9 protein-coding genes are annotated in these 14,432 nt (G+C 55.7%); 6 read left to right on the forward strand and 3 right to left on the reverse strand.

Annotated elements, in window-relative coordinates:
• Positions 1-154 precede the first annotated feature (154 nt).
• Positions 155-1,753, reverse strand: a complete 1,599-nt coding sequence (gene guaA, locus RID21_RS26400; RefSeq protein WP_350194163.1) for a glutamine-hydrolyzing GMP synthase — start codon at positions 1,751-1,753, stop codon at positions 155-157.
• Between the two features lie 524 nt (positions 1,754-2,277).
• Here guaA and RID21_RS26405 point away from each other — a divergent pair.
• From RID21_RS26405 to RID21_RS26430, 6 genes are all read left to right on the forward strand, one after another.
• Positions 2,278-3,240, forward strand: a complete 963-nt coding sequence (locus tag RID21_RS26405; RefSeq protein ID WP_350194165.1) for a hypothetical protein — start codon at positions 2,278-2,280, stop codon at positions 3,238-3,240.
• 158 nt (positions 3,241-3,398) lie between these two features.
• Positions 3,399-4,169 carry an HpcH/HpaI aldolase family protein gene (locus RID21_RS26410; protein WP_145042615.1) on the forward strand — a complete coding sequence of 257 codons (771 nt, stop codon included), beginning with the start codon at positions 3,399-3,401 and terminating at the stop codon, positions 4,167-4,169.
• 107 nt (positions 4,170-4,276) lie between these two features.
• Positions 4,277-5,641, forward strand: a complete 1,365-nt coding sequence (locus tag RID21_RS26415; RefSeq protein ID WP_350194167.1) for a DUF1501 domain-containing protein — start codon at positions 4,277-4,279, stop codon at positions 5,639-5,641.
• A 197-nt stretch (positions 5,642-5,838) separates the two neighbouring features.
• The gene (locus tag RID21_RS26420) at positions 5,839-9,186 is read left to right on the forward strand and encodes a PSD1 and planctomycete cytochrome C domain-containing protein (RefSeq protein WP_350194169.1); all 3,348 of its coding nucleotides are present in this window, start codon (positions 5,839-5,841) and stop codon (positions 9,184-9,186) included.
• A gap of 19 nt (positions 9,187-9,205) precedes the next feature.
• Positions 9,206-10,615, forward strand: coding sequence for a DUF1501 domain-containing protein (locus RID21_RS26425; RefSeq protein ID WP_350194171.1), 1,410 nt, complete (start codon positions 9,206-9,208; stop codon positions 10,613-10,615).
• 46 nt (positions 10,616-10,661) lie between these two features.
• The gene (locus RID21_RS26430; RefSeq protein ID WP_350194173.1) at positions 10,662-11,933 is read left to right on the forward strand and encodes a PQQ-like beta-propeller repeat protein; all 1,272 of its coding nucleotides are present in this window, start codon (positions 10,662-10,664) and stop codon (positions 11,931-11,933) included.
• Between the two features lie 19 nt (positions 11,934-11,952).
• Here the strand turns inward: RID21_RS26430 and murB are convergent, their stop codons facing one another.
• Both murB and murC read right to left on the reverse strand, forming a co-directional pair.
• Positions 11,953-12,831 carry a UDP-N-acetylmuramate dehydrogenase gene (murB, locus tag RID21_RS26435; RefSeq protein ID WP_145189414.1) on the reverse strand — a complete coding sequence of 293 codons (879 nt, stop codon included), beginning with the start codon at positions 12,829-12,831 and terminating at the stop codon, positions 11,953-11,955.
• Entirely contained in the window at positions 12,797-14,248 is a 1,452-nt protein-coding gene (gene murC / locus RID21_RS26440) for a UDP-N-acetylmuramate--L-alanine ligase (RefSeq protein ID WP_145189417.1), read from the reverse strand. The genes murB and murC overlap by 35 nt, the downstream gene beginning before the upstream one ends.
• Positions 14,249-14,432 lie beyond the last annotated feature (184 nt).

Genomic DNA, 14,432 nt, shown 5'->3' on the forward strand with positions numbered 1-14,432 from the left:
ATAAAGAACATTAACGAATGTATTCTACCTTACCCGGATTGACTGGGAATTCAAGTCCAGTTCGCGCGAAAAGTAGAAGGCGAGCGCTTGCAGCTTTAATTATTACGGCTGACTTAAACCTGCCGACAGAGAGAAATGGCAGGGAATCGGGAAATTATTCCCATTCAATTGTGCTGGGTGGCTTGGAGCTGATGTCATACACGACCCGGTTGATCCCCCGTACGTTGTTGGTGATCCGGGTCGACATCCGTTCCAGCACTTCGTGAGGCAGCGGAGACCAGTTCGCGGTCATGAAATCGTCCGTCTCGACGGCACGAATCGCGGCGACATCTTCATAGGTCCGGCCATCTCCCATCACGCCCACAGAGCGAATCGGCAGCAGCACGGCGAAAGCCTGCTTGGTCTTGCGATAGAGATTCGCCTTGTGCAGTTCTTCGATCACAATCACATCGGCTTCCCGCAGCACCTTGAGACGTTCTTCGGTTACTTCACCCAGGCAGCGAACTGCCAGTCCGGGACCGGGGAAGGGATGGCGGTAAATCAGCTCGTCAGGCAGGCCCAGTTCGTGCCCCATCTGACGGACTTCGTCCTTGAACAGTTCCCGCAGCGGCTCGATCAGTTCAAAGCCCAGTTTTTCAGGCAGTCCGCCGACGTTATGGTGTAATTTGATTGTCGCAGCCTGACCGTCCTTATTGGCGCCGGACTCAATTACGTCGGGATACAATGTTCCCTGAGCCAGGAAGTGGGCGTTTTTGATCGACTTGGCTTCCTTCTGGAAGACTTCGATAAACAGGCGGCCGATGATCTTACGTTTTTCCTGGGGATCAACCACACCCTTGAGTTCCGTAAGGAACAGATCTTTCGCATCCACTACGTGCAGGTCGGTCTTGAAGTGCTCACCGAAGCGGTGCTCGACTTCATCTGCTTCCCCTTTTCGCAGCAGACCGTTATCGACGAAAATACAGGAGAGCTGCGAGCCGATGGCCCGGTACAGCAGTGCGGCTACAACGGAGGAATCGACGCCTCCCGACAGACCGCAGATCACCTGCTTGTCTCCTACGCGGGCCCGAATGTTTTCAACTTCCTGCTCGATCAGGTTCGAGATCTTCCAGGTCCCCTGGCAGCCACACACCTTCTGTACGAAGTTCGAAAGCAGCATCCCCCCGAATTCGGTATGTGTCACTTCCGGGTGGAACTGCAAACCGTATAAAGGTTTGTCGTGATGCTTGACCGCAGCAAACTGACAGGTTTCGGTCGAGGCCAGCGAATCGAAGTGCTCACTCAGATTCTGTACCTGGTCGCCGTGGCTCATCCAGGCGATGAATTCGCTTGGCACCCCAGAAAAGAGATTCGTATGATCGCTGACCGTACAAGGCGTCCGACCAAATTCGCGGGACTCTCCGCCCCGTACTTCACACCCCTGCGAAGCACAGACCAGCTGCATCCCGTAGCAGATTCCCAGAATCGGAATCCCCAGATCAAAGATCGCCGGATCAGGCTGAGGAGCCCCTTCGCCATACACGCTGGCAGGACCGCCCGAAAGAATAATCCCCTTTGGATTCAGTTCTTTAATCCGTTCTGCAGACAGATCAGCTCGTGTCAGCAGACTGAAAACATTCTGTTCACGTACACGCCGCGTAATCAGCTGAGCGGTCTGGGATCCGAAATCCAGAACCAGAATCAACTCTTCCTGACGGGTATTCAGCAAACTCTGAGAGGGAGCATCCAGCTCGGAGACATGGGATTCAGTCATTACGTTCTCTGATAGGGCAATCGGTGATAGAAAGGGCATCAGCGGCCGGGGCGCTCAAGGCCTCTGCTGCGTTCCACTGTTCTCAGATTCAGTCCCCACGTCTCGAAAGAGAGGAGGGCTGAAAAGCAAGCCGCCATCTTAGCGATTCACCCCGCGAAATCCAATTCTGCACACGCCTTTCCAGTCAGGAAAGCAGGAATCTTTGCAGGCCAGTCAAAATACGAAAGATACAGAACATGTAGGTTTACCAGCCCCGGTTTTCAGCGATTTCCCGACTCTCAATTTGCGTATATATTTTCCACAAGAATCATGTGTAAATAGACTTACAGCAAAACCAACAGATCGGAACCCTTTGAATCATTTCTGTCGATCTGTCCGATAATTCCAGTAATCCGACTCCTGAGGGAAAATCCCGTTTGACGGAATGAGCCAGTGCACAGGGGTCCTGATCGATTTCTTCCAAGCCTCAGGGAATCGGAACCGTTTCCACTCCTTCAAACAAATATTGCCAGGAATAGATAATCATGCTTCTCCAATGGAATCGTTTTTTCACCAGACACTGTCTGGCTCTGGTCGCAGGGACCTCAATGCTGATGGCAGGAGCCGAATTACAGGCACAGGTCATCCCCGGCACAGGGACTCGTATCGATGGTTCCTGGGACGACTTCGAAGATGAATCCTGGGAATACGTGCCCAATCTGCCGAAAAGCAGTACCAACGTCGACAAACAGACCCGCTACCCACTGGGCCAGTCGACCAACGGCGTCTGGACCGAAAGTGCCAAACGCGGCCAGATGGATGTCATTCAACGCGTCCCTACTCCCGCCGGCGGTCTGCCCGGTAGCAAAGGGGCACTGCTGCTGAAAACTCTGCATACCGGCGTTCCCGGTCATGGCAGCCGGAGCAGCAATCAGGATGACCTGATCATGAACGGAACCATGGTTTCTGTCGGTTTGTCTCCGAGTGTGGTCACACGCGTTTATTTGCCCCCCTTCGAAGAATGGGAAGACAAAACCGGTACTTCATTTGGCTTCCGCGCTGCTGTAAAAGCTCCGATGAAATCGAGCGAGCCTCGCCGCCGTCGCTTCTTCCGCACGGTCGGGTCTTCAACCAAAATTGAAACCATTTACCTCGGGATGTTCATTCAGTTCAACAGCAAGACCGACTCTGCCAGCGGTGAAGATTCCGCAGTATTCGTAGTTCGCGCTGATACCAGCGGCCAGGACTTCATCGGTCCCGAAATCAAACAGACCGGCTGGTGGACACTGGGTATGTCGTTCACACCAGATGGACGGGTTCACTACTACGCCAGCCCGGGCGTCGATCCGCTGACTCCGGCTGACCGGTTCGCTTCTCATACTCCTTACGGTACCCGGATCCAGTCTTTCCACACGGCGTTCTTCAACGTCTGTAACCAGGACAACGGTCGTACCTGGTCGACTGAGTGGATCATCGACGATCCCGCCATGTACTATCTGGCTCGCTGAGATTTAGTCAGGTAAGACGAAAATAATAACTGATTTCAACGACGGCGTACTCTTGTGAGGGTATGCCGTCGTCTGTTTTATGCGTATCATGGGTCCTGGCGCTGACTTCTGTCAGTCGCGGTCTCGACCGTTGACCATCTATTGCAGGACCCTCTGAGATGTTTGAAAACAAGATCAAAACACTGCTTTCCCAGGGTGAAGTCGCTCTGGGAGTCGGTATGCCCGATGCTTCGGAAATTCTCGCAAAGCTCTCCGTCGACACGGGAGTCGATTTCCTCTGGATCGATCTGGAGCACCGTCCCTACAGCGTTAACGAAGTCAAACACCTCCCGATCATCGCCCGCCGCGCCGGCTGTATGCCGATGATCCGCGTCCCGGGTCTCGATCCGATCTACTTCAAGAAAGCGCTCGATATTGGCGCAAACACGATCATGGTCCCGCAGATCAATAATGCGGAAGAAGCCCGCCTGGCTGTCCAGTACGCCAAGTATCCCCCCGAAGGAACCCGGGGCGTCTCTCCCGACTGGACCATGTTCATGGACTTCTCCTTCGATGATTACCTGCCACATGCAAACGAAGAAACCGCCATCGTCGCGCAGATCGAATCTCCTGAGGGGATCGAAAACATTGAGGAAATCGCGGCAGTTGACGGCATTGATGTGATCTTCGCCGGCCCGATGGACCTCTCCGCTTCACTGGGTGTCATCGGTCAGATTCAACATCCCGACCTGCTCAAACTGCTGGCCGAAATCCCTGCGCGGGCCGCCAAGGCGAATAAACCCGCCGGCATCACCTTCGCCGACCTCGACCGTTGCCGCGAAGCGATCGACCAGGGTTATCGATTCGTCAATATCGGTTCCATCGCCAGCCTGGGTGGAATCGGCATCCGCGCCGTCCTGCCCGAACTTCGCGAGCGGGTTCGAAAATAATCTTTGGACTCCTCTGGAACACATAAACAGCATTTGATACAATCCGATTCTTGCCCCGTTTCCGACTACGGCGCTCCTGCCCTCACCACACCGGGAGAGACATCAAGATGCTGACACTGCTGGGAAAAGATCAGGCACGCGGTTCCTTTTGCGATCGTTTATCCAGGCGCAATTTTCTGCAAATCGGCAGTCTCGGGCTGTCCGGACTGACACTGCCTCGTCTGCTGCAGGCCGAATCCCAGTCTGAGAAACCGAAACGTCAGAAGTCGGTCATCATGATTTACCTGGTCGGCGGACCGCCCCACCAGGATATGATCGACCTCAAACCGGAGGCCCCCAAAGAAATCGCCGGCCCCTGGCGGCCCATCGCCACCAATGTTCCCGGCATTGAAATCTGTGAAGCGTTTCCCCGTATGGCTCGGATGATGGATAAAATGGTCCTCGTCCGTTCCATCGTCGGCTCCCAGAGCGGACACGACGCCATCCAGTGCTTCAACGGACACAACCCACGCAAGCTGACTCCCCAGGGAGGCTGGCCGCAGTTCGGTTCGACTGTCTCCAGGATTCAGGGACCTTATGTTGAATCTGCGCCCCCCTTCATCAGCCTCTGCTATCCCTGCACACACGGACCTTACAACGAACCTGGTCCCGGTTTCCTGGGACTGTCCGAGTCCCCTTTCCGCCCCATGGGGCCGACTCGACACGACATGGTGCTCAACGGCATCTCTCTGGAACGTCTCGCTGATCGTAAACAACTGCTGCAGAGCATCGATAACTTCAAACGCGAAGCAGATGCCTCGGGCATGATGACCGGCCTCGACACCTTTACCGAACAGGCAATGGGCGTTCTTACCTCTTCCCAGTTGGCGGAAGCGCTGGACCTGTCTCAGGAGGATCCGGAAACCGTCAAACGTTACGGCACCGGAGATCCCAACGTCTTTATCGACAGCAACGGTGCACCGCGTGTGCCACAAAGTATGCTGGTAGCCCGCCGCCTGATTGAAGCTGGCGCCCGCGTTGTCACACTCAATTACAGTAAATGGGACTGGCACGGCGGCAAGAATAACTCCATCTTCAAACGCGAAGCAGAAGACTTCCCGATCTTCGATCAATGTGTGAGTGCCCTGCTCGAAGACCTGCACCAACGCGGGTTGTCTGATGACTGCACCGTCGCCATCTGGGGCGAATTCGGTCGGACTCCCAAAATCAGCACGCAAGTCGGCCGCGATCACTGGCCACGCGTCAATTCCGCCATCCTGTTTGGTGGCGGAATGCAGACCGGTCAGGTGATTGGCGCCACCGATCGCCTGGGAGGCGAAGCCGTCGACCGCCCGGTCACGTTCCCCGAGCTGTTTGCCACCCTGTATCACAATCTGGGTATCGATACAGAGCATACCACGCTCCTCGATTTCAGCGGCCGACCGCAGTACCTGGTCGAAGATCACGCCCGACCACTGCCCGAACTCATCTGAGTACTGGCCCGGGAAACCGGCTCTCTTTGCTCTCGAGCCTGAATAAAACTTGAATCGCCGCATCAAAACGCGTTAATATAAGAGGTAGCGGCAACCTCAGTCGCTCCCTCCTGAATTCGGTGCTGCGCATGAGTTTCGTAGCTCCCGCTGGCCTCAGCTGAATCAACACCAGAACTTCGACCAGGAACCTCGCGAGCATGAAGCAACTTCTTCGAATCACCTTTGCCTGCCTGCTGCTGGTCTGCCTCGCCTGCTTTTCGACTTCCGCAGAAGAACCAGCTGCCAGCGCGACAGCAAAACCGCAGTTCTCCCCCGAACAGCTGGAGTTCTTCGAAAAATCAATCCGTCCCCTGCTCGCCGAACATTGTTATGAATGCCACAGCGGACAGGCCAAACGTCTCGAAGGGGGCCTGCGTCTCGATTCCCGTGCCCTGGTCATTAAAGGAGGCGATTCGGGTTCTTCGATTCAGCTTAAAACTCCCCACGACAGCTTGCTGCTGGAAGCGGTGCGTTATGAATCCTTTGAAATGCCCCCCAACTCACGATTAAAACAGCCACAGATTGACGCGCTGACCCGCTGGGTCGAAATGGGTCTCCCCTGGCCCGACGAGAAAACCCCCGAAGGCAATACACAGGCCGAAACCTTCGATCTCCAGCAGCGCCGCCAGACACACTGGGCCTGGAAAGACCTGAAGCCAGTCTCTCCCCCTGCCGTTCAAGATCAAGGGTGGTCTGACCATCCCGTCGATCAGTTCATCCTCGCCGGCCTGGAAGCAAAGGAGCTCGCTCCCGCCGCGGCCGCTGACAGACGAACTCTGCTCCGACGACTCTACTTCGACCTGATCGGCCTGCCTCCCACTCCCGCGCAGATTGATGAATACCTGAACGACAAATCCCCCGATGCCACTGCGAAAGTAGTCGATCAGCTGCTCGCGTCCCCGCACTTTGGGGAACGCTGGGCCCGTCACTGGCTCGACCTGATGCGTTATGCTGAATCCCGGGGCCACGAGTTCGATAACGACGCCCCCAATGCCTGGCAGTACCGCGACTACGTGATCCGGTCTCTGAATTCCGATCTGCCCTATGATCAATTTGTCACCGAACACATCGCCGGCGACCTGTTACCCGAACCACGTCTGAACCCGGAGAGTGGTTTCAACGAATCGGTCCTCGCAACCGCCTTCTGGTTCCTGGGCGAATGGGTGCACTCTCCGGTCGATATCCGCAAAGACGAGACCGATCGCTTCGACAATGCCATCGATGTCATGACCAAATCTTTCCTGGGCATGACCGTGGCCTGTGCCCGCTGTCACGATCACAAATTCGATGCCATCTCCACCCGCGACTATTACGCATTGTACGGCTATCTGCAGAGCAGCAATTATCACCAGGTCCGCTTTGAATCGATGGAGCACAATCGTCTCATCGCCGCGAAGGCAGAACAGTTGCATCAGCGTCAGCAGGCCCTGTTCAAAACGAAACTCAAAGCCGCATTCCAGGACGAAGTCCAGAATTTCTCCCGTTATTACCAGCGTGCATCCGAACTGGCCCGGCAGAAACCGTCTCCGGAAAGCGAACAGCAACTGCAGACACAGGCCACGAAACAGGAGCTCAATCCAGCGATCCTCAAACGCTGGGTCGCCTTCCTGCAGAACAACAAGACTGCGGAAGAGGAACTGAAGGCCGCCATCATGCTGGAGGCGGGCGCCCCCGCTTCACTGACTCCCGCCAGTCCCTTTGGACCGGGCAAACCGGAATCGCCCGAGCGGACGATTGTCAATTATGACACCTGTTCCCCCGATGACTTCATCGTTGACGGCTTCACCTTTGGACTGGCGCCGCGTCCCCGGGGAACGCTGCTGCTCGATCTCGACAGCAAAGCACAGTCGCTTAAAGTTCAGACTGAAGGTGCCGCGATCCGCGATCCCCTCTGGAACAATCTGGAAGACGTGAAAACGCCACAGATGATCCAGAAAAACAGACTGCGTTCCTATCCCCGTGCCGGCCGGACACTCCGAACTCCCACGTTCGAAGTCAAAGGTTCCGTCGCGTACCGCGTCAAAGGTTCCTGCTGGGTCTATGCCTGTGTTGATTCGCATCGCCTGCTCTTTGGGCCCCTGCACGGGTCCACTTTGAAAAAAGTTGACGCTGACAAAGCCGGAAAGCCTTTGTGGGTCTTCCATGATCTCTCCCGCTACAACGGACATCGGGTGCACCTCGAGTTCACGCCCATCGGCAAAGAGCCACTCGAAGTCTTCCAGGTGAAATATGCAGCCAAGTTCCCCGAACCCGATCTGACCTCGGTCAGTCTCCAGACGCCGCAGGTGCAACAGGCCTTCACAGACGCGTTCCAGGAATTCTGTGACACGACGGACAAACCTTCTTCGCAGACAACTGCATTGATCAACTGGATTCTCGCCCATCCCGACCTGTTCTCCGATCCGGAAGATTCCGACAGGAAAGCCCTGCAGCAGTCGATCCGCGATTATCAGTCCGAGCGCGATCAACTGCAGAAACAGATTCAAAACAAATCCCGCACCGCGATGGCCATCATGGATGGCAGTGCCGAGAACGACCACGTCCTGATTCGGGGCAGCCACCAGAATCAGGGCCCTGTTGTGGAACGTCGCTTCCTGGAAGCCCTCGAAGGAACTACTCCCCAGGTTACCGGCAGCGGACGTCTGGAACTGGCCCGGGAAATCAACGATCCCGCCAATCCGCTGACGCACCGCGTCATTATCAACCGTATCTGGGCACATCTGTTCGGACGGGGAATCGTCCCCAGTGTCGATAACTTCGGCGTGTTGGGCGAGCGTCCTTCGCATCCGGAACTGCTTGACTTCCTGGCACTGAAATTCCTTGAGCAGGACCGTTCGATCAAACAGATGATCAAGTACCTGGTCCTCTCGAAAACTTACCAGCAGGCCAGCCAGACATCCCTGGATGCCGCCGAGATCGATCCGGACAATGTCCTGCTTTACAAAATGCCGCTGAAGCGACTCGAAGGCGAAGCGATCCGCGATGCCCTGCTCAGCATCTCCGGAAGACTGCAGCCTGAGATGTACGGTCCCTCGGTTCCCATCCACCTCACGAAGTTCATGGATGGACGCGGCAAGCCCCCTGTCAACGGCCCCCTGGATGGAGACGGCAGACGTTCCGTCTATATCCAGGTCCGTCGCAATTTTCTCTCGCCGATGATGCTCGCCTATGATACTCCCAGCCCCTTCAGCACGATGGGCCGCCGCAACGTCTCCAACGTTCCCGCCCAGGCTCTGATCATGATGAATGATCCGTTCGTGATCCAGCAGGCTCGCCTCTGGGGAGATCACATCGCCGAGAATCCCAAATTGACATCAGATCAGGAACGCATCCGCTGGATGTATGAGTCGGCCCTGGGACGCCCACCGGCGCAGGCTGAGTTACAGGCCGCAGAGCAGTTCCTGCAGGCTCATCGAACGACAAACCCGGCAGCACAACCCGCAGAAACCTGGGGCGAGCTGGGACATGTCATCTTTAATCTCAAAGAATTTATCTACGTCTTCTAATAGCAGGAAAGTCGGCAGCATGCATTGTGGCCAGTTTCGATACCAGTTCAATCGCCGTCAAATGCTCCAGCAGTGCGCGAACGGCTTCGGCGCCGCCGCCCTGACGGCCCTGCTGCAGGACCGCGCGTTCTCCGGAGTGACAGCGGAGAGAACCCACTTTCCTGCCAAAGCGAAAAACGTCATCTTCCTCTACATGGACGGCGGACCTTCGCAGGTCGACACCTTCGACCCCAAACCAATGCTCTCCAAATACAATGGCAAAAGCCCGGGCGATTTTTTCAAAGTCGAAGACACCCAGTTCGATAACGTCGGAAAGGTGCTGGAGAGTCCCTGGAAATTCAAACCCTACGGCGAAAGCGGGATTCCTGTCAGCGATCTCTTCCCCGAGGTCGGTTCCTGTATTGATGACATCGCCGTCATTCGCTCAGTTGTCTCGAACTTTCCCGAACATACTTTCGCCAATTACTTCCTGCACACGGGTAGTGGGCTGCAGGGACGTCCCAGTATGGGTGCCTGGGTCAACTACGGTCTGGGCAGCGAATGCCAGAACCTGCCCGGCTTTGTGGTCATCAACGGCGGACTGATTCCTCCCGGCGGTCTCGACTGCTTCAACAGCGGTTTTCTCCCCGCCAGCTTCCAGGGTTCGGTCTTCAAGCCGGGAGGCAGCGGTATTGCCAACGTGGAACGCCAGGAAAAGACCAGCCGCACCCAGGTGGAAAAGCTGAAACTGATGCAGCAGCTGGACCGGTTCAAACAACAGGAGACCGGCAGGCACGACGAAATTGACTCCGCGATCACCAACTATGAACTCGCCTATAAAATGCAGATGGCGATTCCCGAACTGATGTCGTTCGAGAGCGAAAGCAAGCCGACACTCGAACTCTACGGATTCAATGAGGAATACGAGCCCACACGCACTTTCGCTGCCGAGTGTCTGCTTGCACGCCGGCTGGTCGAACGGGGCGTGCGGTTCGTCGAACTGACCTGTCCCAACGTGAAAGGGGACCGCTGGGATCAGCACAGCAATCTGAAACTCCATCACGCTAACAATGCCCGGGCAGTCGACCAGCCCATCGCGGGGCTGCTCAAAGATCTCAAACAGCGCGGGCTGCTCGATTCCACGCTGGTCATCTGGGGAGGTGAATTCGGTCGCACTCCCTTTGCCCAGGGAACCAACGGTCGCGATCACAATCCGTTCGGTTTTACCATGTGGATGGCCGGCGGAGGTGTCAAAGGGGGCACCACTTACGGGACGACCGATGAATGGGGCTATAAAGTTGTCGAAAATCGCGTTGAGATCCACGACATCCATGCCACGATGCTGCACCTGCTCGGACTGGATCATACCAGATCCACGTTCCGCTTCGGTGGACGGGATATGCGTCTGACCGACGTCCATGGACACGTCGTGCACGATGTCATTGCCTGAGAGAGTTGAAACAATCTAATCTGAATCCGTTTCGAAAGGCACTCCGATGAAACAGTTCCTGCGCCCGTTCTGTTCGACCCTGCTTCTGCTCTGTATCACATTCTCTGAAACATCTGCTGAAGACTGGCCCGCCTTTCGTGGTCCCCGGGGAAACGGCATTTCACAGGAAACGAAAGGCCCCCTCAAATGGAGTCAAACCGAGAACATTCTCTGGAAAGTGCCACTGCCTGCAGCGGGTAACAGCAGCCCCATCGTCTCCAACGGACGCGTATTCATTACCTGTGCAGAGAATGAAGGTCGCCAGCGGAGCCTCTACTGTTTCGACCGCAAGAACGGCAAGCAGCTCTGGATGCGGACCGTCAACTTTGACAAGGTGAAGCCCACCCACAAAACCAATAATTACTGCGGTTCGACTCCCGTCGCGAATGGCAAACGCGTCGTGGTCTGGCACAGTTCAGCCGGTCTGTACTGTTACGACTTTGACGGCAACGAGGTCTGGCACCGCGATCTGGGTGAGTTCGATCACATGTGGGGCTACGGTGTCTCTCCGATCCTGCATGAAGGAAAAATCATTCTGCACTGTGGTCCCGGAAAGCGGGTCTTCATGACCGCGATTGATCTGGAGAGTGGCAAAACGATCTGGGAAACCGATGAACCCGTCGAAAATAACGGCGAGCGAAATAACGATCGCAAATACATGGGTTCCTGGAGCACCCCCGTGATTGCGCGAATCAATGATCGCAGCCTGATCATCTGCAGCATGTCACTCCGCGTGAACGCCTATGATCCCGAAACGGGTGAGATCGTCTGGAGCTGTTCCGGACTCCGGGGACAGAAAGGGGACTTATGCTATACTTCTCCCCTGCTGGCAGATCAGATCTGCGTCGCCATGGGTGGCTTCAACGGACCTGCGATCGGCTTTCGCATGCAGGGGACGGGTGACATTACTGAGTCCGCCCGGCTCTGGCGTAAGGAGCCGAATCCGCAACGCATCTCCACAGGCGTGTTTACTGCAGGCCACATCTTCATGGCCAACGCCGGACCGAATATTGTGCAATGCATCAATCCGCAAACCGGCGAGATTGTCTGGCAGGAACGTTCCGGTGGTGCCGCCTGCTGGGGATCTCTGATCCTGGCTGACGGCCACCTGTTCGTCACCGACCAACAGGGAACAACGCATGTCTTCAAGCCGAACACGGAACGCTTTGAAACGGTCGCTCAGAACAAACTGGGCGAACGCAGCAATTCTACGCCCGCGTTCTCGGACGGGCAGATCTTCATCCGTACGTTCCAGCATCTCTATTGTATCGGCAACTGAAGCAGCAGCGAGCGGCTGATTACCAGAGCTCGATTTCCAGTTCGAGATCGACGCCGAACTTTTCAGACACGGTATTCTGTGCGAGGTTAATCAGATCGAGCACATTCTCCGTCGTCGCACTTTCATCATTGATGATAAAGTTCGCGTGACGGTCGCTGATTTCGGCTCCCCCGATGCGGGTCCCTTTGAGGCCCGCCTGTTCAATCAGAGCCCCGGCGTGCATCCCACGTGGATTTTTGAAGATACAGCCCGCAGACTGGTGGGTGAGAGGCTGGTTGGCCTTCTTCATGATCCAGTTCTTTTTCATGCGTTCAGTCAGCTCATCTGCGTCAGCCTGCTGCAACTCGAAGGTCGCCTCCAGAATCGCCAGTTCATTGATGCTGCTTTCCCGGTAGCTGAAGCTGAGTTCATCCGCTGTCCGCACGAACTTCTCACCCCGGGCGGTCAGCACAGATACGGATTTGGCGAACTGGCCGATGTCACCGTTGTGACCGCCGGCATTGCCGTGCAGTGCACCACCAACCGTACCGGGAATCCCCACCAGCCCTTCCAGGCCGGCCAGTCCCTCTTTGACGGTCTGTGAAACCAGGTTCGAGAGCAGCGCCCCCGCTCCCGAGGTGACGGTTGTCCCCTCGATGCTGATCTGGGCGAATTCCTGATCATGAATACGGATGACGGCACCTTGTACGCCGGAATCCTTGATCAGAATATTGGATCCGCCCCCAAAGACGCGTACAGGAATTTCATTTTCTGCACAGCATTTGACGACCGCCTGCAGTTCATCTGCGTTCCGTGGCTCCAGAAAGAACTGGGCCGGACCGCCGATTTTGAACCACGAGTATTTCGCCAGGGGTTCGGAATGTTTAAGAATGTCTTTGAAGTCTTCGATTGAACTCATGATGGATCCGATTTATTTCGCCAGCACCCATAGTTATGATGATATCACCAGATTGAGCCTCAGTCTCTAAAGTTGAGACGATCTGGTCAAGGGAACTGCCGAATCTGACCGCAGCATTATGCAGAAGAATTCGCTGAACAAGCTCTTTGGACGTATCAACGGGCTCCGTTCCCAGCTTTTCCCGGGCTGCATACACCGGAGCAATCAGTACTTCGTCCGCCAGTCGAAAACTGCGGGAGTAAGAATCCATCATGGCCTGCGTCCGCGAGACCTGATGCGGTTCATAAACACACCAGACCTTGCGATCCGGATATTCCTGTCTCAACAGGTTGAGTGTGGCCTGAATCGCCGTTGGATGGTGTGCATAATCGTCGATCAGCGTGATGCCCTTATAAGAGCCTCTCTGCTCGTAGCGACGACGAATCCCCGGAAACTGGTAGATTCCTTCGCGAATGTCTTCGGCAGGGACTCCCGCCGAGTGACAGAGAATCGCGGCGACCATCGCGTTACTCACATTGTGGCGGCCCCGTTTCTGCAGGGAAATCTCGGAAAAGTACTCACCCTTGTAGAACATTCGGAAACGCTGACCGTAGGTAGTCTGCTTGATGTCTGTGGCCCACCAGTCTGCTTCCTCTTCCAGTGAAAACGTTGCGATTTTTGCCAGACAGGCTGTGCGAATTTCCACGGCGCCGCGACAGGCTGCCGGCATGATCAATGTTCCGTCAGCCGGAATCCGGGCTACGAACTCAGCATACGCGGAGGTCATATCATCCTGATTCTTAAAGTAATCGAAATGATCGGGCTCAATGTTGGTAATGGCTGCATAATAGGGGTAGAGATTCAGAAAACTCCGCTGGTATTCACAGCTTTCCGCTACAAATAAAGGACCTGCTCCTGCCCAGCCATTCAGGTTCTGGTTACAGAGTTCGGCTCCAATTACGGCCGAAGGAGAAACGCCGGCATTCTCCAGTACAAATGCCGTCAGTGCGGTAGTGGTGCTTTTTCCGTGGGTTCCTGCGATACAGACGCCCTGCTTCTGCCGCATCAGGTTGCCCAGCATCTGTGTGTAGGAGAGCTGGGGAATTCCCATGCGCTGCGCGAAACGCCGTTCGGGGTTTGCCAGTCCGATCGCCGGGCTGTAGATCAGCACGTTGGTCCCTTCCGGAACGAAACGTTTGTCATGCCCCTGATGGACCCGGTAGCCGCCTGCCTGTAAGGCCTGATCTGTCGGCAGCGCAGGACTCATATCCGAGCCGGTTACGCGGCAACCGGCGCTGGCCAGGTATTCCGCGAGTGCTTTCATCCCGGATCCACAAATGCCGACCAGGTGCGCAGAGGCAGGTAATCCGGCAGAGTCGAGCCGAAAATCCTGATTCAAGATTCCCTGTTGATGCGTATTCGTTTTTGACAGGATCATAGTCGCCTTAATGTCTATCTGAGGCCCCGACAGGTTATTCCCGCTGGCATCAGTACCGGCGGGTCTTGATTTCGGTAGAATCACTCCGAAATCCCACGACTCTCTCTATCGGGAATCACTGCGTGTGGAATCCATTGGTTATGACATTTGTTTCGACTGGATAAACATTATCGAATAACAGGAT

This window comes from Gimesia sp. (assembly GCF_040219335.1).
Classification (GTDB): Bacteria; Planctomycetota; Planctomycetia; order Planctomycetales; family Planctomycetaceae; genus Gimesia.

What these genes read in the sequence shown, in the direction of transcription:
- guaA (WP_350194163.1), bottom strand. Translation starts at nt 1,753, where the DNA reads ATGACTGAATCCCATGTCTCCGAGCTGGATGCTCCCTCTCAGAGTTTG.
- RID21_RS26405 (WP_350194165.1), top strand. Translation starts at nt 2,278, where the DNA reads ATGCTTCTCCAATGGAATCGTTTTTTCACCAGACACTGTCTGGCTCTG.
- RID21_RS26410 (WP_145042615.1), top strand. Translation starts at nt 3,399, where the DNA reads ATGTTTGAAAACAAGATCAAAACACTGCTTTCCCAGGGTGAAGTCGCT.
- RID21_RS26415 (WP_350194167.1), top strand. Translation starts at nt 4,277, where the DNA reads ATGCTGACACTGCTGGGAAAAGATCAGGCACGCGGTTCCTTTTGCGAT.
- RID21_RS26420 (WP_350194169.1), top strand. Translation starts at nt 5,839, where the DNA reads ATGAAGCAACTTCTTCGAATCACCTTTGCCTGCCTGCTGCTGGTCTGC.
- RID21_RS26425 (WP_350194171.1), top strand. Translation starts at nt 9,206, where the DNA reads ATGCATTGTGGCCAGTTTCGATACCAGTTCAATCGCCGTCAAATGCTC.
- RID21_RS26430 (WP_350194173.1), top strand. Translation starts at nt 10,662, where the DNA reads ATGAAACAGTTCCTGCGCCCGTTCTGTTCGACCCTGCTTCTGCTCTGT.
- murB (WP_145189414.1), bottom strand. Translation starts at nt 12,831, where the DNA reads ATGAGTTCAATCGAAGACTTCAAAGACATTCTTAAACATTCCGAACCC.
- murC (WP_145189417.1), bottom strand. Translation starts at nt 14,248, where the DNA reads ATGATCCTGTCAAAAACGAATACGCATCAACAGGGAATCTTGAATCAG.